The organism is Acinetobacter sp. CIP A162, assembly GCF_000367905.1.
Classification (GTDB): Bacteria; Pseudomonadota; Gammaproteobacteria; order Pseudomonadales; family Moraxellaceae; genus Acinetobacter; species Acinetobacter lwoffii.
In genome coordinates this window covers 965,570-989,248 of record NZ_KB849159.1, presented here as the reverse complement: position 1 = coordinate 989,248, position 23,679 = coordinate 965,570, and the positions used below count along the sequence as shown (strand labels likewise).

The 23,679-nt window shown below is 44.1% G+C and carries 21 protein-coding genes; 12 read left to right on the top strand and 9 right to left on the bottom strand.

Going from position 1 to position 23,679, the window contains the following annotated elements:
- Nucleotides 1-84 precede the first annotated feature (84 nt).
- Genes F995_RS11145 through F995_RS11130 form a run of 4 tightly spaced genes read left to right on the top strand, consistent with a single transcriptional unit; the run spans nt 85 to nt 4,796 of the window.
- Complete coding sequence (locus F995_RS11145; protein WP_004646941.1) at nt 85-1,734, top strand: AMP-binding protein; 1,650 nt, start codon at nt 85-87, stop codon at nt 1,732-1,734.
- A 59-nt stretch (nt 1,735-1,793) separates the two neighbouring features.
- Complete coding sequence (locus F995_RS11140; protein ID WP_004646940.1) at nt 1,794-2,921, top strand: acyl-CoA dehydrogenase family protein; 1,128 nt, start codon at nt 1,794-1,796, stop codon at nt 2,919-2,921.
- A gap of 19 nt (nt 2,922-2,940) precedes the next feature.
- The gene (locus tag F995_RS11135) at nt 2,941-3,714 is read left to right on the top strand and encodes an enoyl-CoA hydratase (protein WP_004646938.1); all 774 of its coding nucleotides are present in this window, start codon (nt 2,941-2,943) and stop codon (nt 3,712-3,714) included.
- A gap of 20 nt (nt 3,715-3,734) precedes the next feature.
- A complete protein-coding gene (locus tag F995_RS11130) occupies nt 3,735-4,796 on the top strand; it encodes an enoyl-CoA hydratase/isomerase family protein (protein ID WP_004646937.1) in 1,062 nt (353 codons plus the stop codon).
- Nucleotides 4,797-4,878: 82 nt separating this feature from the next.
- Here F995_RS11130 and F995_RS16825 read toward each other — a convergent pair whose 3' ends face one another.
- From F995_RS16825 to F995_RS11110, 4 genes are all read right to left on the bottom strand, one after another.
- Entirely contained in the window at nt 4,879-5,049 is a 171-nt protein-coding gene (locus F995_RS16825) for a hypothetical protein (protein WP_004280276.1), read from the bottom strand.
- A gap of 173 nt (nt 5,050-5,222) precedes the next feature.
- Complete coding sequence (locus tag F995_RS11120; RefSeq protein ID WP_004646936.1) at nt 5,223-6,092, bottom strand: SDR family oxidoreductase; 870 nt, start codon at nt 6,090-6,092, stop codon at nt 5,223-5,225.
- Nucleotides 6,093-6,463: 371 nt separating this feature from the next.
- On the bottom strand, nt 6,464-7,921 hold the full coding sequence (locus F995_RS11115) for an amino acid permease (protein WP_004646935.1): 1,458 nt from the start codon (nt 7,919-7,921) through the stop codon (nt 6,464-6,466).
- A 417-nt stretch (nt 7,922-8,338) separates the two neighbouring features.
- Nucleotides 8,339-9,841, bottom strand: coding sequence for a MocR-like pyridoxine biosynthesis transcription factor PdxR (locus F995_RS11110; RefSeq protein WP_004646934.1), 1,503 nt, complete (start codon nt 9,839-9,841; stop codon nt 8,339-8,341).
- A 328-nt stretch (nt 9,842-10,169) separates the two neighbouring features.
- Here F995_RS11110 and F995_RS11105 point away from each other — a divergent pair, with 328 nt between their 5' ends.
- From F995_RS11105 to F995_RS11095, 3 genes are all read left to right on the top strand, one after another.
- Entirely contained in the window at nt 10,170-11,441 is a 1,272-nt protein-coding gene (locus F995_RS11105) for a Glu/Leu/Phe/Val family dehydrogenase (protein ID WP_026055730.1), read from the top strand.
- Between the two features lie 348 nt (nt 11,442-11,789).
- Entirely contained in the window at nt 11,790-13,052 is a 1,263-nt protein-coding gene (gene gabT, locus F995_RS11100) for a 4-aminobutyrate--2-oxoglutarate transaminase (protein ID WP_004646932.1), read from the top strand.
- A gap of 16 nt (nt 13,053-13,068) precedes the next feature.
- The gene (locus F995_RS11095; protein ID WP_004646931.1) at nt 13,069-14,517 is read left to right on the top strand and encodes an NAD-dependent succinate-semialdehyde dehydrogenase; all 1,449 of its coding nucleotides are present in this window, start codon (nt 13,069-13,071) and stop codon (nt 14,515-14,517) included.
- Between the two features lie 203 nt (nt 14,518-14,720).
- Here F995_RS11095 and F995_RS11090 read toward each other — a convergent pair whose 3' ends face one another.
- The 3 genes from F995_RS11090 to F995_RS11080 all read right to left on the bottom strand — a co-directional run bounded on the left by F995_RS11090 (nt 14,721) and on the right by F995_RS11080 (nt 17,598).
- The gene (locus F995_RS11090) at nt 14,721-15,002 is read right to left on the bottom strand and encodes a helix-turn-helix domain-containing protein (RefSeq protein WP_004280265.1); all 282 of its coding nucleotides are present in this window, start codon (nt 15,000-15,002) and stop codon (nt 14,721-14,723) included.
- The gene (locus F995_RS11085) at nt 14,995-16,299 is read right to left on the bottom strand and encodes a type II toxin-antitoxin system HipA family toxin (protein WP_004646929.1); all 1,305 of its coding nucleotides are present in this window, start codon (nt 16,297-16,299) and stop codon (nt 14,995-14,997) included. Before F995_RS11085 ends, F995_RS11090 begins: the two co-directional genes overlap by 8 nt.
- A gap of 249 nt (nt 16,300-16,548) precedes the next feature.
- Nucleotides 16,549-17,598, bottom strand: a complete 1,050-nt coding sequence (locus tag F995_RS11080; RefSeq protein WP_004280261.1) for an aromatic ring-hydroxylating oxygenase subunit alpha — start codon at nt 17,596-17,598, stop codon at nt 16,549-16,551.
- Nucleotides 17,599-17,908: 310 nt separating this feature from the next.
- Between F995_RS11080 and puuE the strand changes: the two genes are divergently transcribed.
- The 5 genes from puuE (at nt 17,909) to F995_RS11055 (ending at nt 22,065) form a co-directional block, all read left to right on the top strand.
- On the top strand, nt 17,909-18,871 hold the full coding sequence (gene puuE, locus F995_RS11075; protein WP_004646927.1) for an allantoinase PuuE: 963 nt from the start codon (nt 17,909-17,911) through the stop codon (nt 18,869-18,871).
- 143 nt (nt 18,872-19,014) lie between these two features.
- A complete protein-coding gene (uraD, locus tag F995_RS11070) occupies nt 19,015-19,518 on the top strand; it encodes a 2-oxo-4-hydroxy-4-carboxy-5-ureidoimidazoline decarboxylase (RefSeq protein WP_004646925.1) in 504 nt (167 codons plus the stop codon).
- Nucleotides 19,515-19,835, top strand: a complete 321-nt coding sequence (gene uraH, locus F995_RS11065) for a hydroxyisourate hydrolase (protein WP_004646924.1) — start codon at nt 19,515-19,517, stop codon at nt 19,833-19,835. Before uraD ends, uraH begins: the two co-directional genes overlap by 4 nt.
- A 30-nt stretch (nt 19,836-19,865) precedes the next feature.
- A complete protein-coding gene (locus tag F995_RS11060) occupies nt 19,866-21,224 on the top strand; it encodes a nucleobase:cation symporter-2 family protein (RefSeq protein WP_004646923.1) in 1,359 nt (452 codons plus the stop codon).
- A 127-nt stretch (nt 21,225-21,351) separates the two neighbouring features.
- The gene (locus F995_RS11055) at nt 21,352-22,065 is read left to right on the top strand and encodes an outer membrane protein OmpK (protein ID WP_004646921.1); all 714 of its coding nucleotides are present in this window, start codon (nt 21,352-21,354) and stop codon (nt 22,063-22,065) included.
- A gap of 57 nt (nt 22,066-22,122) precedes the next feature.
- On the opposite strand, the gene F995_RS11050 is transcribed toward F995_RS11055, so the two are convergent.
- A complete protein-coding gene (locus F995_RS11050) occupies nt 22,123-22,620 on the bottom strand; it encodes an ureidoglycolate lyase (protein ID WP_004646920.1) in 498 nt (165 codons plus the stop codon).
- Nucleotides 22,621-22,632: 12 nt separating this feature from the next.
- Nucleotides 22,633-23,637: an allantoicase gene (gene alc, locus F995_RS11045; RefSeq protein ID WP_004280253.1), complete on the bottom strand. Its 1,005-nt coding sequence runs from the start codon at nt 23,635-23,637 to the stop codon at nt 22,633-22,635.
- Between the last annotated feature and the right edge of the window lie 42 nt (nt 23,638-23,679).

Genomic DNA, 23,679 nt, shown 5'->3' with positions numbered 1-23,679 from the left:
CTTAAAAGATTCAGATGGAGCAAGGATTCGCTTCAATAATTACACCTTGTCAGTAATAACGATAAATTCAGGCTGAGGTTTAACATGTTAAATTATCAAACAACAGTTCAAAACTTTGATTTAGATGCGGTTGCAAGTCAGTATCTCTCCGGTTCAATGCAGGCAGTAAATGCCTGTTATGAATGCTGTGACCGTCATGCCGATTCCGATGCCATTGCCTTATACTGGCATGGTAAAGATGGCAGAAAAGAACAATATAGTTTTGCCGAACTCAAAAAATATTCCAGCCAGTTTGCCAACTTTTTAAAGTCTCAAGGCATTGGTAAAGGCGACCGCGTTTCCGGATTATTACCACGTACTCCCGAGTTGATCATTACTATTTTGGCAACCTGGCGGATTGGTGCTGTCTATCAACCCTTATTTACGGCCTTTGGTCCCAAAGCCATCGAGCATCGTATTCAGCTGGCGCAAAGCAAGCTGGTGGTGACTGATCTGGCGAATCGGGACAAATTATCCGAGATCAGCAACTGTCCACCGATTGTGACGGTACATGCCGAAACTGAGGCAGAGCGCTATCCGCACGACCTCAGCTTCTGGACGGTATTAAACCGTCAGGCTGAAGCTTGTGAGCTGGAAATCCTGAATGTCGATGATCCATTTTTATTGATGTTTACCTCCGGTACTACTGGACCAGCGAAACCTCTTAAAGTCCCTTTAAAAGCGCTGATTGCTTTTGCAAGCTATATGCAAAATGCCATTGGTCTAACTCCTGAAGATGCTTTCTGGAATATTGCTGATCCCGGCTGGGCCTACGGTTTGTATTACGCGATTACTGGTCCTTTAATGCTTGGACACTCGACCTTGTTTTATGAAGGCGGTTTTAATGCAGAAAGTGTCTGCGAAATTGTTAAGGAATATGGCATTACCAATCTGGCCGGTGCACCGACTGCTTACCGCATGATGATGGCGGCCGATCCTGCTCAAATGGCAAAACTACGCGGTAAGTTACGTGTTGTCAGCAGTGCGGGAGAACCGTTAAATCCGGAAGTGATCCGCTGGTTTAAAGAGGTACTGGATGTGCCGATTTATGACCATTATGGCCAGACCGAAGTCGGGATGGTGGTGTGTAATCATCATGCCTTGGAACATCCGGTCCGTTCAGGTTCGGCAGGCTTTGCCAGCCCGGGTTACCGGATTGCCGTTGTCGATGAAAAGGAGCATGAATTAGCAGCTGACGTCCCGGGCATCCTGGCAGTGGATATCAGCCAGTCCCCAATGATGTGGTTCTCTGGCTATGAAGAAAGCCGTAAATCTCCATTTGTCGGACAGTATTACTTAACTGGGGATACCGCAGAAATTCATGCAGATGGCAGTATGAGCTTTGTTGGGCGTAGTGATGATGTCATTACAACGTCAGGTTATCGGGTCGGCCCGTTTGATGTGGAAAGTGCCTTGCTGGAACATGATGCCGTGATTGAAGCAGCAGTCATTGGCGTGCCTGATCCTGAGCGTACCGAAGTGATTAAAGCCTTTGTGATTCTGGCGAATAATTTTGCAGCTTCGGCCCATCTGGAAGAAGAGCTGGGTCAATTTGTGAAAAAGCGGTTATCTGCCCATGCCTATCCACGCCTGATTGAATTTGTGACTGAATTGCCGAAAACCCCAAGCGGTAAAATTCAACGCTTTTTACTGCGCAATCAGGAAATCAACAAGCAGCAATCCAAAACTGCATAAGCTCATAAAGCCAACAGATTGAATAAGAAGATTAAATAAAGAGATTGAAGGAAGCATCGATGCAATTAACGGAAGAACAACACCTGATTCAGGATATGGCCAAAAGCTTCGCCCAGGAACAGATTAAACCCTTTGCCGGCGAGTGGGATCAAAAAGGCATCTTTCCCAAAGATGCCTTGGCTCAAATGGGAGAGCTGGGTTTTCTGGGGATGCTGATTCCCGAGGAATGGGGCGGTTCGGGCACAGGCACGCTGGCTTATGTCTTGGCCTTAGAAGAAGTCGCTGCGGCTGATGGTGCAACATCCGCGATTATGAGCGTACATAACTCGGTGGGTTGTGTGCCGATTTTCAAGTTCGGCACGGAACAGCAAAAGCAGCAATTTCTAAAGCCTTTGGCCCAAGGTGAAATGATTGGTGCCTTTGCCTTAACCGAACCACATACCGGATCGGATGCTGCCGCGATTAAAACCCGGGCGGTCAAGGACGGCGATCATTACATCATCAATGGCGCCAAACAGTTTATTACTTCTGGCCACAATGCCGGGATGATTATTGTGTTTGCCGTGACTGATCCAGGCGCGGGCAAAAAAGGCATGAGTGCATTTTTAGTGCCGCGCGACACACCTGGCTATGAAGTGATTCGGGTGGAAGAAAAACTCGGCCTGCATGCTTCGGATACCTGTCAGATTGCCTTAACCGATGTCCGCATTCATGAAAGTTTAAGACTCGGTGCCGAAGGCGAAGGTTTAAAAATCGCCTTGGCCAATCTGGAAGGCGGGCGGATCGGTATTGCCGCACAGGCGGTTGGCTTGGCACGTGCCGCATTGGAAGAAGCCACTGTTTATGCGCACGACCGCGTGGCTTTTGGCAAACCTATTTTTGAACAGCAGGCGATTTCTTTCAGGTTGGCCAGTATGGCGACTGAAATTGAAGCGGCACGGCAACTGGTACATTTTGCAGCACGCAAAAAAGAAGCCGGTGAAGCCTGTTTAACCGAAGCCTCCATGGCCAAGCTATTTGCTTCAGAAATGGCAGAACGTGTCTGCTCCAAAGCGCTGCAGATTTTTGGCGGCTACGGTTATCTCAAAGATTTCCCGATTGAGCGGATTTATCGGGATGCGCGGATTTGTCAGATTTATGAAGGCACCAGCGATATTCAGCGCTTGGTGATTGCACGCAGCCTCTAATTTTAAAAGGATTTATCTCATGCAATGGCAAACGATTTTACTCGAACAGCGTAACGGGGTCGGCCTAATTACTTTAAACCGCCCACAAGCGTTAAATGCACTGAATAACCAGCTGATTGTTGAAGTCAATCAGGCACTGGATCAGCTGGAAAAAGATCCGGCAATTGGCTGTATTGTGATTACCGGTTCGGAAAAAGCCTTTGCCGCTGGTGCCGATATTAAAGAAATGGCAGATCTGAATTTTCCGCAAATTTATCTGGATGATTTTTTCAGTCTGGCCGATCGAATTGCGCAGCGTCGTAAACCTTTAATTGCCGCAGTGAGTGGTTATGCTTTGGGTGGTGGTTGCGAACTGGCTTTAATGTGCGACTTTATTTACTGCGCTGATAATGCAAAATTTGGTTTGCCCGAAGTTACCTTAGGCGTGTTGCCCGGCATTGGCGGGACCCAGCGTTTAACCTTGGCGATTGGTAAGGCCAAAGCCATGGAAATGTGCCTGACTGCACGGCAGATGGGGGCGCAGGAAGCGGAACAAAGTGGTTTGGTCGCTCGGGTTTTTGCCAAGGAAGAATTGCTGGAACAAACCCTGCAAGCTGCCGAGAAAATTGCTGAAAAGTCGCTTACTGCCGTGATGATGATTAAAGAATCAATTAATCGGGCCTTTGAAGTGAGCCTGGCTGAAGGCCTGCGCTTTGAACGCCGGGTTTTCCATTCGATTTTTGCCGGTTCCGATCAAAAAGAAGGCATGCAGGCCTTTGTAGAAAAACGCCCAGCCAAATTTACCCATCAATAAAACAAAAATAGGAAAATAAAATGAGTGATGAAAATAATTTAGCGATACGGGTCGCAGGAAGTCTGGGCATTATCAGCCTGGACCGCACCAGCCATTTAAATGCCTTAACCCTGCCAATGATCCAAGGCATTCAGGCGCAACTCGATCAGTGGCTGCATGAACCACAGGTACAAGCGGTTCTGATCAATTCCAACAGTCCCAAGGCGTTCTGTGCCGGAGGAGATATCCGCTATCTGTATGACAGCTATCAGGCCGGCAATACCCAATATCAGGATTTTTTTGCCACTGAATATAAGATGCTGAGCACCTTGCGTAATTTTCCAAAGGCCGTGATCGTGATGATGGATGGCTATGTACTGGGCGGAGGCTTTGGATTGGCTCAAGCCTGTCATATCAAAGTTACGAGTGAAAAATCACGTTTTGCCATGCCAGAAACTGCGATTGGTTTTTTCCCCGATGTCGGTGCAACACATTTTTTGTCCCGACTAGATGAAGTCGGTGTCTATATGGCTTTGACCGGGGAACAGATCAGCAACAGTGATGCGCTATATCTGGATCTGGTGGATTATCATGTGCCGAGTGAGCGTTTTGCTGAACTGGAAGCGGCATTGATTGCAGCGCCGGTATTAAACTCGCTTGAGATTCAAAAGATCATTAGTTCCTATATTACGCATCCGGTAGAAAGCGAGCTGCAAAAACGTGCAGATCTGATTAATCAGCATTTCGGCTATCCAAACCTCGAGGAGATTGAACAGAGCCTTGCTCATACAAGTAATTCAACTGATCAGGACTGGGCCAATAAAATGCTGGCAATTTTGCAGCAACGTCCGGTCATGGCCAAGCAAACCAGCTTGAAGTTACAGCAAGCTGGACAGAATTTGTCGCTAGAAAAATGCATGCAGTTAGAACGCGACTTGCAAGATGTCTGGTTAGAGCAGGGCGACTTTATTGAAGGCGTTCGTGCGCTGATTATTGATAAGGACAAAAATCCAAAATGGCGAACTGAGAATGCAAAATTTGAAAAGACCTTGCAAAAGATCTGGCCAGTTTGGACTCAGCAGCGTATCGAAAATATCACTTAAACTTGATGGTAAAAGACCCTCTATAAGTAAATTATAAAGGGTCTTTATAGGTGTCCTATAGCGTCATCAGTATGAATTCTGCTTAGTGGGACGTTTTCTTTTTCTTGCCACCGCCGTCTTGTTTATTGACCGTCGACCAGGCAATACGTTCGGCTTCTTCCTCAGAATGACCACGTTCTTTTTCGCTTTCTTCAATATGTTCAGCCTGCCGTTTCTGTTTATCGGTATAGGCTGATTTGTCACCTCTAGGCATCTTAATATCCTCATCAGGTTTGGCTGAAATTACTATAACAAGAGCTTATTTTTACGAGGGTAAGTATTTGTTGGAATCATTTTATAAAAACAAAATTTTTAAAAAATATGAAAATCTAAAGATTAAATAGATGAAGATAACGGTCAACTAGAACCGCTATCTTCTTTGTCCGATTAGCCGTTAATAATACTGCCGCCATTCACATGAATCACCTGACCTGAAATATAGCTAGCTTCTTCACTGGCCAGAAATAAATACGCCGGTGCTACTTCACTTGGCTGGCCCATGCGGCCCATTGGGGTACTTTTACCAAAATCTTTAAGCTGCTCTTCATCAAAGCTGCTCGGAATGAGTGGTGTCCAGATAGGACCTGGCGCGACTCCATTGACGCGAATGCCCGTTTTATTTTTTAATAAATTGGTGGAAAGGCTTCGGGTAAATGTAGTGATGGCCCCTTTGGTACTGGCATAGTCAATCAGCTGATCATGTCCGTGATAACTGGTAATACTTGTCGTATTGATAATGCTGTCACCTTCTTGCATATGTGGAATCACCGCCTGAGTCAGGTGGAACATCGACAGAATATTCACATTAAATGTTTTATGTAATTGCTCAGGCGAGATATCGCTAATACTTTCTTGCGGGTATTGAACCCCGGCATTATTGACCAGAATATTGATTGTTTTAAATTCCTGAAGGGTCTTTTCCACCATTTTCTTGATTTCATCTTGATCTTGTAAATCACATTGAATCAGCAGACAACAGCGGCCTTCATCTTCCACCATTTTTTTGGTGTCCCGTGCATCCTGATCTTCATCCAGATAGCAAATGGCGATATCTGCACCTTCGCGGGCAAATAAGACCGATACAGAACGGCCAATCCCGCTATCACCACCGGTAATCAAGGCAACTTTGCCTTTTAATTTTTCACTGCCTTTATAATGCGGTTTAATAATTTCCGGTGCAGGGTCCATTTTGGTTTGCACACCCGGTTGATGGTCTTGTGTTTCAGTTGAAGCTGGGGTTTCAGGATAATGATTCATATCTTTTCCAATTCCAATGATTGTGGCCATATAAGAAAAAATATATTAGAAGCTTTTGGGCAAAATGAGGCTGGACTCAACATTTCATAACAGAATGTATTCGAGATTTATCAATTATTCGTTGAAACGGATCAGGTTGAGCAACCAGAACAGAAAAAGCTGATGAAACAGCTTCTGGCTACACTTTGATAGCTGAGGTGGTCTTGAAAGGTGAAATTTGATTAGGAAAGGTGAGGTATCAACGGAGATTTAAAATCTAGACATACATAGGCCTTTTTTACTGGGCTTGTATATAAAATAAATGGAGAGTTTTTTAACTCTCCATTTATTTATTCATTCTGATGTGTTTAAAAAATTTCTATAGAAATAAATTAAAGATTATCACTTAAATTAATTCTGGCCTGTGCTGCCTTTTCCTTTTTGGCTGAGGCTTTACCCCAGTTAAACTTTTGTGCGCAAATGCCTAAGCCCACAATAAATAATGCAAGCACACTGGTATAAACCACTTCTTTAAAATAGGTTCCTTCAATAATCATGGTAATTAAAGCGCCGACAATAAAGATAATGACCAGATAAGTTAGCCATGGGAATAACCACATCTTGAATGGAATATTTTGTCCTTCAGCTTCCAGTTTTTTACGTAACTTAAGCTGAGAAATGGCAATAGCAAGATAGACATATAAAGATACGGTACCAGTCGCTAACATCAAGACATCATAAATATTCATACTTTCGGTGGCAGTCAGATAAATCGCCACGAAAGAAAACAGGCTTGAAAAGATGACACCTACCCATGGGCTGTTATTGCGGTTGGTTAAACCGAAACTCTTTGGTGCATCTCCACGTTTCGAGAGGGAATAGACCATGCGTGAACAGGTATAAAGTGCGGAGTTAAAGCAGCTACATACCGAGGTGAGAACGACAAAATTAACAATATGGCGTGCTTCCGGAATACCAAGTGCGGTAAGGGCCACGCTATACGTACCCCAGGTCGGATCTTTCAATAAAGGATTATTGTGTGGAATCAGGCAAACCGTAATTAGCATTGAACCGACATAGAATAAAATGATACGCCATACAATTGAATTAGCGGCCTTACGAATTTCCTTGGCGGGATCTTTGGTTTCAGCTGCTGCCACGGTAACAATTTCTGCTCCCATATAAGCAAACATTACACCCAGTAAGGCAGTGATCACCGATGAAAAGCCATTGGGCATAAAGCCTTGAGCGGTTAGATGAGTTGTACCACCGCCGAGCATAGAGGCATCGCCCCAAGGCCACAGGTGCATCACAGCCAAGCTGCCAAATACCAGGAACAGTACAATGGCAATGACTTTGATCAGGGCAAACCAGAACTCGAATTCACCAAAATTTTTTACGTCACGGAGGTTAATCCAGACCAGTGCTACAGTGACCAGAAGCATATAGCCCCAGATCGGGATAAATGGAAACCAGCTATTTAGGATTTTCCCGGCGACAAAGGCTTCCCAGCCCATGAGCAACGTCCAGAAAGACCAGTATAACCAGCCGATAGAAAATCCGGCCCAGCGCCCGATTCCACGATCCGCATAGGTTGAAAATGAACCACTGTCGGGATTCAGTACCGCCATTTCTCCCAGCATACGCATGATGAGTAAAACTAATAGTCCACCTAGAGTATAGGCAATGAGTGCAGCCGGTCCTGCAGAATAGATGACATTACCGGAGCCGACAAAGAGTGCTCCACCAATGACACCCGCAATTGAAATCATGGTGAGATGGCGTGATTTAAGTCCGTTTTTTAAGCCGTCTGATGATTCGGAATTGGAGAAATGTTGATGTTCTGCCATATAATTTCCCTTAATATCAATAGCGTAGCGGCAATAAAATTCCTTATTTGGCTTACGCTATCTTATCCTTTGAAACTGTAACCGAATTCATCAGTGCTTGACCAATATTAAGTTAATCTTAATAAAATGAATCCTTGTAGCCTTATAGACAGGATCACACTTTGATTAAAGTACGGTTACATGCTGTTCATGTATGCGGTTAATTTCTCTTTTTTGTTGTAAAGTGACGAGAGCCATTTTTGAGCAATTCAAAGGAGCCAATTGGCTTAAGAGATAAAAAATATAAGCAGGCAATATTTACAGAAAAATAAAGCCTACCTAAAATATCAGACTAAAAGCAGGTTTACGTTCCCTTTAAAAATAAATTAAAAGCTTTTTGATTTTAAAAATATAATTGTATTGATCCTTAAGTTTTTACTAAGTTAAAGTGCGGATCCCATGCTCGCGCAAGCACTTTAACAATATCCCGAAAGCCACCAGAATTTCCTGTTCACTCACACAGGCAAAGCCCAGTAATAATCCTTTCTGCCGGGTGGAATAATGTTTGGTATAGTATTGCGATAAGGCTCTGACCTTGATTCCCAGTTCAAGCGCTTTGGATGCAATCAAGACATCATCACTGCTGCTCGGCAATTTTAAAATCAGATGCAAACCGGCAGCGGTATTGTATTCATGCAGAAAATCTTCACCTAAATGTCGGCGAATCAGGTCAATTAAAAAAGCGTGGCGTTTGCCATACAATAAACGCATCCGTCGGATATGCGCTTCATAATGACCTTCGCGGATAAATTCAGCTAGTGTTTGCTGATCGATTAAGTGACCACCACGATAAAGTTCCGAGGCCACAATTCGCAATGAAGAAAAGAGCTGTTTTGGTACCACTAAATAGCCAATACGCAGGGCCGGATAAATCGTCTTACTGAACGTCCCCATATAAATCACCGGAGAATCCGGCTCTAAACCTTGTAAAGAAGGATAGGGCTGGCCCGAGAACCTGAACTCGCTGTCATAATCATCTTCAACAATCCAGCTATTGTGCTGGCGTGCCAGTGCAATTAACTGTTTGCGCCGTTCTAAACTTAAATGTGAGCCCAAAGGATACTGATGCGACGGCGTCACAAAAATCAGTTTAGGTGGTTTCTTGGGATGCAGATCGGGAATAATCCCTTCCTGATCCACCGGTAAGGAACGTAGATTGACGCCATTAATTCGTAAAATATTACGCGCGCCCCAATAGGCTGGATCTTCGATCCAGACCTCATCGCCTATGTCGCTTAAAGTACGCGAGACCAAATCAATCGCCTGATGGGTGCCTTCGGTAATAATGATCTGATCAGCATCGCACTGCACTGAACGGGCAATTTTCAGATATTCTGCCAGCTCCTGACGCAGTTCTAGGGAGCCACCGGCATTGCTGTAAATCAGGTTGTTAACTTGAGGTTCACGGCTCAAACGCGTTTGGATTTTGCTGAAAATATGATGCGGAAATTCGGTTACATCGGGTGCGCCCGGTACAAAGGCTCCCCATTGATAAGGCGAAGCCGCGGAATAGCCGAGCAAGTAAGAACCGCGTTGCGACAGATTATAATTTTGCTGTGCTTTTTTTTCTGCAACGGCAGGAGAATTCTGTTCTGCCTTCACCAAAAAGGATTCGGGTAATTTCTCTACTACCCAGGTACCTTGACCGGTACGGGCATCCACATAGCCCTGTGCCTGTAATTGTTCATAGGCATTTAACACCGTATTACGTGATACCTGAATCTCTTTAGCCAGATCACGTGATGCAGGCAAGCGGGTTTTGGGAGCCAATACGCTATCAATAATCGCGTTACGCAAGCAGCGGAACAGGCGCATCTGTAATGTTCCTGTGACATCTTGCTGCAATCGCTGCAGTAAATAATCTCCAAGCAAGCTACGCAATTGGCTCTCTCCTACAAATTTGAAATGGCTCTCGTGAGAGCGGTATTGCTAGGTGCAAAATAGTCTGATCAGGCAGTCATTGTAAAGTGTCTTGTATGCGTTTTGATCATGTACCTGCGGCTTGAATGCGAGCATACAGGCGGGCAGGCAATATACACAGATACCGATTAAAACTAAAGCGGAAAATCTAGACACTGATTTTGTTTGGAGCTCGCTGAACTAAGACCTGAATCAAGCAATGATTGCCATAACAGCCGAATAGAGATGTGTTGCAGCCGCCAGGACATACGACTGCATATAACAAAAGGATCATAGAATGAACATGATGATGAAAGGATTGACCTATACCGAGCAAGGTACAACGGCCTGGAACAATTATCTTAAGCAACTGGATAAAGTAGCGCCTTATCTGGGTGAGCTGAGTGAACGACTGGACATGCTGCGACGCCCAAAGCGCAGTTTGATTGTCGATGTTCCGGTCATCATGGATGATGGTACGGTTCAGCATTTTGAAGGCTATCGTGTTCAGCACAATTTAACTCGCGGTCCAGGCAAAGGCGGCGTGCGTTTTCATCCAGATGTCAATTTAGATGAGGTGATGGCTCTGTCGGCCTGGATGACGATCAAATGTGCTGCTCTAAATTTACCTTTTGGCGGTGCCAAAGGCGGTGTGCGAGTTGATCCGAGCCAGCTTTCCAAGCGCGAACTGGAACGCTTGACCCGACGTTATACGGCAGAAATCAATTTAATTATTGGACCGCAAAAAGATATTCCGGCGCCGGATGTTGGAACCAATCCGCAAATCATGGCCTGGATGATGGATACGTTTTCCATGAATGCGGGTTCTACGATTACTGGCGTAGTGACCGGAAAGCCGGTTCATTTAGGAGGTTCTTTGGGCCGCAGTAAAGCCACAGGTCGTGGTGTATTTATTAGCGGACGTGAAGTTGCCCAGCAAATCGGTCTGGATTTAAAAGATGCCCGGGTCTGTGTGCAGGGCTTTGGTAATGTCGGCAGTGAAGCTGCGCTGCTTTTCCAGGAAAATGGCAGCAAAGTAATCTGTGTTCAGGACCACTCCGCCACTCTGTATCATGAACAGGGAATTGATATTAAAAAGCTGCTTGAATACTCAAATACTCACCATAAAATTCAGGGATTTTCTGCCAGCGATGAAATTTCTACATCAGATTTCTGGACCATTCCTGCTGAAGTCTTTATTCCGGCTGCACTGGAAGGTGTGATTAATACTCAGGTCGCGCAAAATATTCAGGCCAAAATGATTCTGGAAGGTGCCAATGGTCCTACATTGACTGAGGCCGATGAAATTCTGAGTGAGCGTCATATTACGGTGGTGCCAGACGTGATCTGCAATGCGGGTGGCGTGACGGTCAGCTATTTTGAATGGGTTCAGGATTTGGCCAGCTATTTCTGGACTGAGGAAGAGATTAACCAGCGTATGGATGCCAGTATGAAAAATGCGGTACAGGATGTATGGCAAAAAGCAGTTCAGGCCGGATGTTCTTTGCGTACAGCCGCTTATATTCTGGCTTGTGAACGTATTTTAATGGCACGCCAGGAACGCGGCATCTATCCGGGTTAAGCGAAGTTTTTTGCAAGATGAATTAATCCATAAAAACGACTAGATTTAATCCATGATGACCCATCGTAAATTTTTGCAATGGGTTTTTAAATTGGCTTCTTTATTTAAAAAGGAGCCAATTTTCATTATAAATATAAATAATTGTTTATAAATAAAATAATTTTATATTTTGACTATTTTACTCGTTTTAAATAGATCAATTGGCTCCTTTGAATTACTCAATAATGGCTCTCGTCTCATACGCATAAAAGCGCAAAATGAACAACATCAGCCAGTCTTTGGCAAATTTCTATCCCAAGATCCGGATAGCAAAATTTACAACGTATGAATCAAGAATGAGGATACAAAATGGACAGTAAACACTCAGCACTGAATGCACGTAAACAGCAGGCGACACCACGTGGTGTTGGGGTCATGTGTCAATGGTACGCGGAAAAAGCAGAAAACTCGACCATCTGGGATGCAGAAGGCAATCAATATATCGACTTTGCGGGCGGAATCGCCGTACTGAATACTGGCCATCGTCACCCTAAAATTATTGCTGCGGTCACTGAACAATTAACCAAATTTACCCATACGGCTTATCAGGTTGTACCATACGAGAGTTACGTTGCTCTGGCAGAACGTATCAATGCACGCGCTCCCATCCAAGGTGCTGCAAAAACCTCATTCTTTTCGACTGGTGCTGAAGCTGTCGAAAATGCAGTTAAAATTGCCCGTGCCCATACTGGCCGTCATGGCATTGTGACTTTTGGTAATGGTTTTCATGGCCGTTCATTTATGACGATGGCCATGACCGGTAAAACTGCACCTTATAAACGCGACTTTGGGGTGATGCCTGGTGGTGTTTTCCATGCCCGTTACCCGGTGGAATCCAAAGGCATTAGCGTAGATGATGCAATGCAAAGCATCGAAGACATTTTCGCAGAAGATATTGCTGCGCATGACGTAGCAGCGATTGTGCTTGAGCCTGTACAAGGCGAAGGCGGATTTAATGTGGTGCCTGCAGAATTCCTGAAACGCTTGCGTGTCCTATGCGATCAAAACGGCATTTTACTGATTGCTGATGAAGTACAGTCTGGCTTTGCGCGTACAGGTAAACTGTTTGCGATGGATTATTATGAGACCAAGCCAGATCTGATTACGATGGCAAAGAGTCTAGGCGGCGGTTTCCCGATCTCAGGCGTGGTAGGTCGTGCTGAAGTCATGGATGCACCAAATCCAGGTGGATTGGGAGGCACTTATGCAGGTAACCCGGTTGCTGTTGCGGCTGCCCATGCGGTACTGGATATCATTGAAGAAGAAGGTCTTTGTGAAAGAGCGAATGATCTAGGCGCAGAACTGGTTGATGTTTTGCATGAACTGAAAATGTCCTCTAGCATGGTTAAAGATATTCGCGCACTGGGTTCAATGGTGGCGGTTGAGCTCGAAACTGCGGAACAGGCAAAAGCTGTACAAAACCATGCCATGCAAAATGGTCTGTTAATCCTGACCTGTGGTCGTTATGGTAATGTAATCCGTTTCCTATACCCGCTCACCATTCCAGCAGAACAGTTCCGTGCGGGATTGGCTATCTTGAAACAAGGGTTTGCACTGTCTGTCGCAGCCTAATGAAAGAGTAATGATCATGCTTCAAACGCAATATAGAGATTTATTACAGCATCCTGATATCAGCTTCGATCAGCCTGCCACGGGTGAATATATTGAAGTCAACGATGCAGCAACCCAAGCCACTTTGGCCTGGGTAAAATCCCATGACCGGGCGTCTGTAGAACAGCTGATTGCTCGTTCTCAGCAAGCCCAGAAAGCCTGGAAAGCCAAGACAGCACTTGAACGTGCGGATGTGCTTTGGGCCTGGTTCGATCTGATGCAGGAAAATAAAGAGTCCCTGGCTCAGATCCTGACTGCTGAACAGGGCAAGCCACTGGCTGAGGCACGGGGTGAAATCGGTTATGCTGCTTCCTTTATCCGCTGGTTTGCCGAGCAGGCACGCCGTATTGATGGTGACGTGTTGACTCCAACGCTTGCCCATCAACGGTTATTGGTCATTAAGCAGGCGATTGGGGTGACAGCGGCCATTACACCGTGGAATTTTCCGGCGGCGATGATTACCCGTAAAGCCGCGCCAGCTCTGGCTGCCGGCTGTTCCATGCTGGTTAAACCGGCTGAACAAACACCTTTAACTGCGTATGCACTGGAAGTTTTGGCCTTGCGCGCAGGTTTACCACAAGATGTATTGCTGCATGTCAGTGGTGATGCGGTTAAAGTAGGTCAGGTCTTATGTGAAAGCGAAACTGTGAAAAAGTTAAGCTTTACCGGTTCGACTCAAGTCGGCCGTATCCTGATGCAGCAATGTGCACCGACCATCAAAAAACTGTCCTTAGAACTTGGTGGTAATGCACCGGTTCTGGTCTTTGATGACGCCAATCTTGAACAGGCTGTACAGGGCATTATGGCCAGTAAATTCCGTAATAGTGGACAGACCTGTGTTTGTGCGAACCGGATTTATGTACAAGATGGCATTTATGATGCGCTGGTAGAAAAACTGGTGGCTGCCGTTGCCAAACTAAAAGTCGGTGATGGCCGTGATGAAGCCTCTACCCAAGGTCCATTAATTGATGAGGCTGCGATTGAAAAAGTGCAGTCACATATCGCTGATGCAGTGAGCAAAGGTGCACAGGTGAAAACCGGTGGACAGCGCTCAAATCTGGGCGGTACATTCTTCGAACCAACGCTTTTGACTGAAGTCACCCAGCAGATGCGTGTGGCAAAAGAGGAAACTTTTGGACCGTTGGCGCCATTATTCCGCTTCAAGACTGAAGAAGAAGCGATTCAGATGGCGAACGATACAGAATTCGGTCTGGCCACCTATGTATTTACCCAAAGTACAGCACGTCAGTGGCGTGTAGGCGAAGCCTTAGAATACGGTATGGTGGGAATTAATACCGGAGCTATCTCTAATGAGGTTGCGCCATTTGGTGGAGTCAAGCAATCGGGATTAGGCCGTGAAGGGTCTAAATTCGGTATGGATGAATACCTTGAAATGAAATATCTCTGTGTTGATATTTCTTCATAATGACGTTTCGCAAGTAAACATATTCATTAAAAACTGATGAGAAAATGTCAGCCCCCAGTGAATCCCGTGTTTAATTTAAATCGGGATTCCTGTGATGGAGCAAGGATTCAATAAACAGATTGGAGCAGGGCATATTTTCAGTTGTTAAGCTATTATTGTTCTCTATAATTTCCCTTAATATCAATTAAAGCATCAGATTTCTATCAGGATTTAACCCTAATTTCTAACTTTAAGCCAAAAGCATCCAGTAATTTTTGCATAGACTTGAGTGTTGGATTGCCTTCCGGTTGTTCCATTTTCTGTAGAGTCTGGGGAGCAATCTTAGTTATTTTAGCCATATCGTTGAGTGTAAGGTGCAACTCGGTACGAATGAAGCGAGCAACCTGATGAAAAGGCCAGTCAGGATTGTTACTGACGGTTTCAAGTACAGATAATCTCTTTTGCATCTGTTGAATCGGGGTCAGTGGCTTAAAGCGTTTATCCATGATTCAGCTCCTCCAATTGTTGGCAAATATTATTAATTCGATACTGGCTATTTTCCAGAATTTCAGGTGCCAGTTGCAGATGCTGCATGTGCTCGAGTAACCCCTGATAAAGTGGTAATTGTTCGATTAACACCGCTTTGATTTCTTTTGGATCAATCATCGTGCTTTCGGCGATCTGTTCAATGACTGAATGCCAAATTGGCATACCACCATGATCATCTCGCTCCCAACGCGTAGTTCGGGCAATACCATCCGGATGAAGCCACATCGGCGCAAAATCAAATAATGGGGTTAGTTGAATGATTCCATTATTGAAACGTTGAATCGCTGTATTACGGGTATGATTGTCCTTATTGCCTAAAGCGACATTGGCAAGATCACGCTTCAAATATTCAAAAATTTCCTGTTTTGGTTCAGTACAGCATTGCATCAGCAGGCTACAGATCTGGTTATGGGTCATTCTTACCCCGAAACCTGCTTTTCCTCCCAGAGAAGCAATACTTTCCTGAGCAATTCTTTCGACCTTCCTATCGATGACCTTACGGTCAAATCGGGGAATGAATAAAGTCTTGCCATGCAGTTCCAGTTCGTTATGAACACGAAGTCCCAGATACTGGGCAATTTTCATATATAAGGCTTCGTGCATCAAAATTTTATCTAAATTCTGATCACTGCCACGGCTGAATTTCACCAGCCAATGCTGCTTGACCTGATGATCTGTCAGCGTGTGATCCAGATAGAACAGGTCATCGTGACCTTGAGTTAACAGTAATTTTGGCCACTCGCCCTGAATACCAGAAGAACCGGCAATAAAAAGTCCATAAGAGGCTAAGGATTCAATAAATTTTTCTTGACGTTCTACGACTTGGTCCAGACTAAAGCCATGATTCTGCTGAACAGGGAATTGCCCCTGTAGCCATTCATAAGCCTCTTTCACCCGTAAGTTACCTATCGGATTGCCTGCACCTGCTTTTAAAAGCGCCCAGTCTGCTTGTTCCTGAGTATTTTCAGAAAAATTAAGCTGACGGAGTAATTCTTTACGACCATAACCTTGAGGTAACAAATCCATCAGGAAGGCCGGCCAGGTAGATTGCAATGTATTTTGCACATTTACTGGTAAATGATAGGCTAGCGCATGCCCATCGCTTAGGTCCATATAAGAAATAGCATATTCAAATAGATATGATGTGCGCGTGGCTGCTTGCCATCCAGTTTGTTGTTGACCGACAATCTCAACAATAGCGCAATCCAGCCATTCATCTTCCTGATAAATCTGCAGTGTGCAATATTGATCCATAATTTTATTAAAATAGTAAATTAAAGTGATTTTATTTATTATATACCTATTTTAATAAAAAACTAATTTTATCTTCTTAAAGTTCTTTATCGTTCTAAAAGGCCTTATCTTCACCAGAATACAAGGCTTATGAGGCTATATAACAAGATGTATCCTCATAGAAATCAATATATAACCCAATTAATTTTTAAATATCAGAGGAGCTCTAACCCTGGTTATTTATTATGAATCTTTCTTTTGAATAAAATTTTAAGCAGCAAATAAAGGACTAAATCCCCGTTTACGTAGTAATTTTCGGTACATACTCGAGCTTCGATCTGCCGGAAAATGCGCTTCTAAAGATAAGTCCAGAGGTAAATATTCAGGTTTCTGATTTTCTACAATCACACGATCTTCCTCGAAAATTTTCATATTAAAGGCATAGGCATCTTCAACCGGTAAATCTTTATCATAATTGCGGCAAATAGGTGCAAAAAGTCGTGTTGAACGCGCAGTCATGGGTGAAGCCGCATTCATGATGACCTGCTTGGCATGATTTGGAAAATGAATCGTAAGTGTTGCAGTAAAGGGTAGGCTCACTTCAAAATGACGTAACCATTTAAAATCTTCCTGGCCACGCTGCTCGATTCCGATCGGATAACGTCCCACACTGCTGATATAATCTGCATTAAAACCGACCTCCGTTTCTGTCGTACTGTAATCAGGAACTTCTACATCCTCCGGATCACCAAAAGTATCGGGATGCACCCAGGCAAAATGTGCCACATCAATAAAACCTTCGAGCTGTCTTCCTGCAAAACATTGAATGTCTATCTGAGGGCAGACCAGTTGCTGATACTCAGCATCATCCCAAAAAGGCATATGAGGAATATGAGGTTCTGCATCCTTTTCAGCGCTTAACGAACACCAGATCAGACCATATTTTTCTACCGCAGCATAAGTTTTTAGATGGAAGCGCTCCGATATTTTATGCTGAGGATGTGCAGGAATACGGTTACATTTACCTTCACTGCCAAAGCGTAAACCGTGATAACGACACACCACGCCTTGGCCGTCATTTTTTCCCAAGCTTAAAGGTACACCGCGATGCGGACATGCATCTTTCGCCACCACCAGTTCATCGTTCATTTTATAAATCACCAGCGGCATATCAAGCAGCATACTACTTGTTGGCTGATCTGTAATATCACGCGCAAGTGCAATCGGATACCAGTACTGAGCCAAAAGATGCCAGTCATGTTCCTCGAATGTCATATGGACGGGTAAGTCGGGACTAAACGTGGCGATATTTGTATTCATAATGGGTTCTGTGTCGTGACCTTTAGCTGGACTATAAAACAGCAAGGTGTTCTATGAAATTTCAATTAATAGGACATAGGATTGCGTAAATCAGAACACTGACCGGCGATTGAAAATAAATACGCATCTTTCCAGGTTTTTTATATTCAACCACGCAAATATTGAGATGGGATATTTCTAAGCTTAAATTTCGCTGAAAATATTTTTTTAAAAAGCGTGCTCTCAGTTTCAATGCTCTAGTTTGGCGCATAAATTGCTTATCACGCGTATAGAAAATTGATCATTTACTCAGAATCGACAAGGAATTGATGTGACGACTAGCTACTTACGCGGACAAGAACTTATTGACAGCATTCGCAGTGCACCTTATTCGCGTGACCTGATTGGCTATCATGGTGAACCACCAAAAGTGCAATGGCCAAACGGCGCGCGTGTCGCGGTACAGTTTGTACTGAATTATGAAGAAGGTGGTGAAAACCACATTGAACATGGTGATACAGGATCAGAACAGTTTTTATCTGAAATCATTGGTGCTGCCAGCTTTCCAGATAAACATATGTCGATGGATTCGATGTACGAATATGGTTCACGTGCAGGCTTCTGGCGCATTCATCAGGAGTTCCAGAAACGTGGTTTGCCGATGACCATCTTTGGAGTCGGCATGGCCTTAATACGTAATCCTTATGTGGTCGAGGCGATTAAATCAGCCCATTATGATGTCGTTTCACATGGGCAGCGCTGGCTACATTATCAGGACATGCCGCTTCAACTCGAACGCCAATATATGGATCAGGCGATCAGTGTTCTGGAAAGCCTGTTTGATGAGGCACCGATCGGCTGGTATACCGGTCGGGACAGTCCAAATACCCGTCAACTTCTGGCTGAATTTTCTCAAATCAAATATGACGCTGATTACTATGGGGATGACTTGCCATTTTGGAGCACCTTGACCAATCAGGCAGGGGAAACACGTCCGCATTTGATTATTCCTTATAGCCTGGATAGCAATGACATGAAATTCAGTTCACCGGGCGGTTTTAATAGTGGGGAACAGTTTTATCAATATCTCAAAGATGCTTTTGATGTGCTCTATGCCGAAGGTGAAACTGCGCCAAAAATGCTGTCGATTGGCATGCACTGCCGTATTTTAGGACGGCCGGGACGTTTTAAAGCACTACAAAAGTTCCTAGACTACATTCAAAATCATGACAAGGTCTGGATTTGCCGTTGTGGGGATATTGCCGAGCACTGGTATAACCATCATGTGCCATAATCATAAAATGTATTTGAAAAGATCAGCTTAAATGCTCTTTTTTGAGTCATGTATTTTATGAAAATAATGAAAAACTTAGCTTTGGCACTGTTATTGCAAAACCAGTCTTAAATAACCAAGCAATATAATCAGGCGATTGAATAGTGCAACTTGTTGAATTTAATCAAGCATCAGCAGAAGATGCGATGATCTTTTTAAAGCACTGTGTGCAAATACCCAGCTGGTCTAGCGAGCTTGCCGCAAAGCGTCCTTATGGATCGCTTGAGGAGGTTTTGAATGCAGCGAAACAACAAGCAGCGACCTGGAGTTGGGATGAGATTAAAACTGCACTGGATAATCATCCCCGTATAGGTGAAAAACAGGCACAGGCTGAATTAAGTGAAATAGAAAAAGACTTTTCCCATCGTGAACAATCCGGTATTACAGCAGATAAAGATACCCAGCTCGCTCTACTTAAAGGCAATCTTGCCTATGAGAAAAAATATGGGTTTATCTTTCTGATCAAAGCCGCTGGATTGAGCAGTGAAGACGTCCTTCAAGCCCTGAACTATCGTTTGCTAAATGACCCAGAGATTGAGAAACGTATTGTCCATCATCAACTGGCAGAAATTGCCTTGTCACGACTGGCTCAGGAGCTTCATGCATGATTAGCACGCATATTTTAGATACACATCTGGGAAAACCTGCGACAGACGTGGTCATTCGACTTTTTGCTGAAGACGGTCGCCTGATTAGGGAAGCAAAAACCAATGCAGACGGCCGCGTCAGTGATTTCGGCATGACCGAGTTTAAAGCGGGTGCCTATAGTCTTGAGTTCTTTACATCTGCCTATTTTGAAAATTCGGGTTTAGAAACTTTTTTTCCTAAAGCAGTTATTCATTTTTATGTGAAAGATGCGTCCCAGCATTTTCATATTCCTTTACTGATCAGCCCATTCGCGTACTCCACATATCGCGGAAGCTGATTTTATATTTAGACTTTGAGGGTGAGAAAAATGACAGAACAAAGTAAAACAATATCACCTGAACATGAATATTTAGGTGCGGGAAAAAGTGCAGCTTACGGTTTGCAACACGTACTGACTATGTATGGCGGAATTATTGCACCACCTTTAATCGTGGGAACGGCCGCCGGCCTAGAAGCTTATCAAATTGGATTATTGATTGCAGCGGCGCTATTTGTGGGTGGTTTAGCCACAATTTTGCAAACCGTTGGGGTGAAATATATCGGCGCGAAATTACCTTTGGTACAAGGGGTTTCTTTCGCTGGCGTTGCGACGATGGTCGCGATTGTGACCACAGGCGGTGGTTTGCAAGCAGTTTACGGTGCGGTCATTGTCGCCTCATTGATCGGTTTTTTCCTCGCGCCTTATTTCTCCAAAATTATCCGTTTCTTTCCACCAGTCGTGACAGGCTGCGTCATTACTATCATTGGTTTGTCTTTATTACCTGTAGCAGTCCGCTGGATGATGGGCGGCAATCCCAAGGCACCAGAATGGGGAAGTGTCGAAAATATTGGTCTGGCACTGATGACATTGGCTTTAGTCGTCTGCCTGAATTTGAGCCAACATGCTGCTATTCGTCGCTTGTCTATTCTTCTAGCAATTGTTTTAGGTTCAGTACTGGCCTATTTATTCGGTTTTGGTGATTTCTCTAAAGTTGCGACTGGGACATGGATTCAGGTACCTAGCTTCTTCGCCTTTGGACTACCGACTTTTGAGCTCACAGCCATTATTTCCATGCTCATCGTTACTCTCGTGATTATGACTGAAACCACAGCAGATATCATTGCAGTGGGTGAGATTGTAGGTACCAAAGTGGATGCGGATCGTATCTCGAATGGCTTGCGTGCCGATATGTTATCGAGTGCGATGGCGCCTGTTTTTGGGTCATTCATGCAAAGTGCTTTTGCGCAAAATGTCGGCTTGGTGGCGATTACCGGAATTAAAAGCCGCTTTGTGGTCGCAGCTGGGGGCATGATTTTAGTCGTGTTGGGTTTACTGCCAATTATGGGACGTTTGATTGCTGCCATTCCTGTACCGGTATTAGGTGGTGCAGGTCTGGTACTTTTTGGAACAGTCGCTGCAAGCGGGATTCGTACCTTGGCTAAAATTGATTATAACGAGCAAAAAAATCTTATCATTGTTGCGACGGCTATTGCAGCCGGCATGATTCCCATTATTGATCATTCCTTTTATGCCAACTTTCCAAAATGGGTGCAAACCTTGTTTCATTCGGGGATTAGCTCAACCTGCTTAATGGCCATTTTACTCAACCTGTTGTTCAATCATCTGAACCTATTTAAAAATAAAAGCACAGCGACTACAGAAATTGTGGCAAAGATTCCACATTAGAAAATTTAAACCAGGATGAAAACAGTCCAGAAAATGGGCTGTTTTTTTTATCAAAAATTAAAAATGTTGGCTTTGTTTTTGCTTAATTCAGAATGTGATTCTTTCATTCCACTGGGGACCCTTATTTATGAAATTCACTCAACTTACTGCTGCAACATTACTTGTATTGGGTGCGGCATCCGCACAGGCAAAACCGATCTGGCAAGACTTCAGTGTCACCGGACTTTATGGAGAAAACTATGAGGTGGTCGATGAGAAACAGGCGACTGCGACCTTTGAATATACGGCAAAAGTAAAATATGCAGATGTCTTCTTCTTCATTGACCGTATGCGCGGTGCAGATGACTTTAAATCAAGTTATTTTGAATTTTCACCACGTTTGAGCTTGGGTGAAGTGTCGGGTCAGAAGCTTGCCTTTGGTCCGGTTAAAGATGTACTGGTTTCAACGACCTGGGAAGGTGGAGAGGGTTTTGATAACTTCCTCTACGGCGTAGGTTTCGATCTGGAAATTCCCTATTTCCGCTATGCTAGCATTAACCTTTATCGCGTGAATAATGAGAATATTGATGATGATTACCAGTTGACACTGACCTACGGCGTGCCAATTAAACTGGGAACTGAAGAATTTCTGGTGGATGGCTTCTTGGACTGGTCTACAGAAGAAGATACTCATGACAGCGAGATGAACTGGACCACCCAATGGAAATGGAATGTCGGTAAACACATTTCTCCAGACAGCAATTTATATCTGGGGATTGAACATTCTATCTGGAACAACAAATTCGGTATCCCAAATGCCGATGAAAATAATGTCAGTGCTTTAGTGAAATATCACTTCTAGGCAAAGTGATGAAGAAATAAGTTAAAAGCCCTGATAAAAGGGCTTTTTTTAATGCGTTTAAAATACGATCTGGATGTTTTCAGGAAAAGGATGAACATCACAATTTGATCCGCTACCTATACGATCCACTACGACAAACTCGCTGGGTGCTTCAAGGGTCAATAATGGATGATGCCAGGTTCCGGCACGATAATTTATCCCTTGAGAACCATCACTGATAAATACCTGAATCTGACTAATATCGGGCTGTGTATAATCAAGTTCAGGCGCTACAACGATTAAAAATTGCTGGCCGTGCATCGGAATAAAAGCCTGTGATCCTAGAGGATGCCTTTCCAGCATTGAGATTTGAAAAGGAATTGCCGTAGCTTGCATATTTCTAAAAATACTCAGTCCGACCTTGGTGTCACTTTCTACTTCAGCCAGGGCATGATAACGCTCAGTCTGCTGCTCATTGATATGAAAATAATGATTACCCTGACAGGCAATGACTTCTCCAAAAGGCAGAAAACTTTCAGTGCTTAAAGGCTGTATTTTTATACTTTGCATAGACATATCATTGATCACTCAAGCCAATTTTCCCCAGAGACGAATCCGGCTGATGCCACCGTCCGGAATCATGTTGACACGAATATGGGAAATTTTTTCGTGTTGTAAAATTTCATTGATGTAATGATGAATATGATCCATTTGCATAGGTTGGGCTGCTAACAAAAAAGGCCAGAACATGCTTTGTGGAATGAGTTGCTCATCGGTTGCATCCTCAACATAGATGGCTTGAATAGAAACCTCTGCAGGGAAATTTCCCTTAAAATGGGCGGTATCAATTTCAATTTTCTCGATTCGGGCACTGGCGCCTAAAGCCAAAATGCACCAGTCAAATCCTGGAGCACGACGCCGTTTGGTTTCCCAGCCATCGCCCATGTTAATGCCACGTCCCGGATTAATCAGATTGCGTGGATGTCCAAAATGCGCATCGCTATAGGCAACGACACGGCCACCATGTTCTAGTGCCAAAACATCTAGCATTTGATCACTATCTTGCAGATTGATTTTTACCTGACCATAGACCTTAAAACGTGCAATCCCACCGTCAGGATAAATATTCAAACGGACATGGGTAAATATCTGCTTTGCTGAAATCTGAACAATATGATGCTGGCTGGGGCCCAAGACATTATTTTCTATAATGCTGATCCATTCTGCCTGATCAAGATTTCCATCTGGCGCATAACATGCTTGCACAGCAGCAGAGGCCGGATAATTACCGCTAAAAAAAGTCGTATCAATATCCAGTGCCTGTATTTGACCTGCAACAGCAAGTTTAATGATGGCCCAATCATAGCCCGTGTGGCGCTTGCGACGGGTTTCCCAGCCATCCATCCATTTGCCATGCTCATCAAACTTGTCTTCGATAAAGACCGGTGCCTCAAATTGCAACATGCGTTTTGCTTCAGCAAAAAACTCATCTGAACATTCAAGAATTTCTGCGCCAATTCGGGCATCTGCAAGGTTAGTTAACTGCTGTACTGGAGCAGGCAGATCAAAAATTGGAGCTAATAAGGTCGCCATCTTAAATTTCCATCATTGGTATACGTCACATGAATATGCACT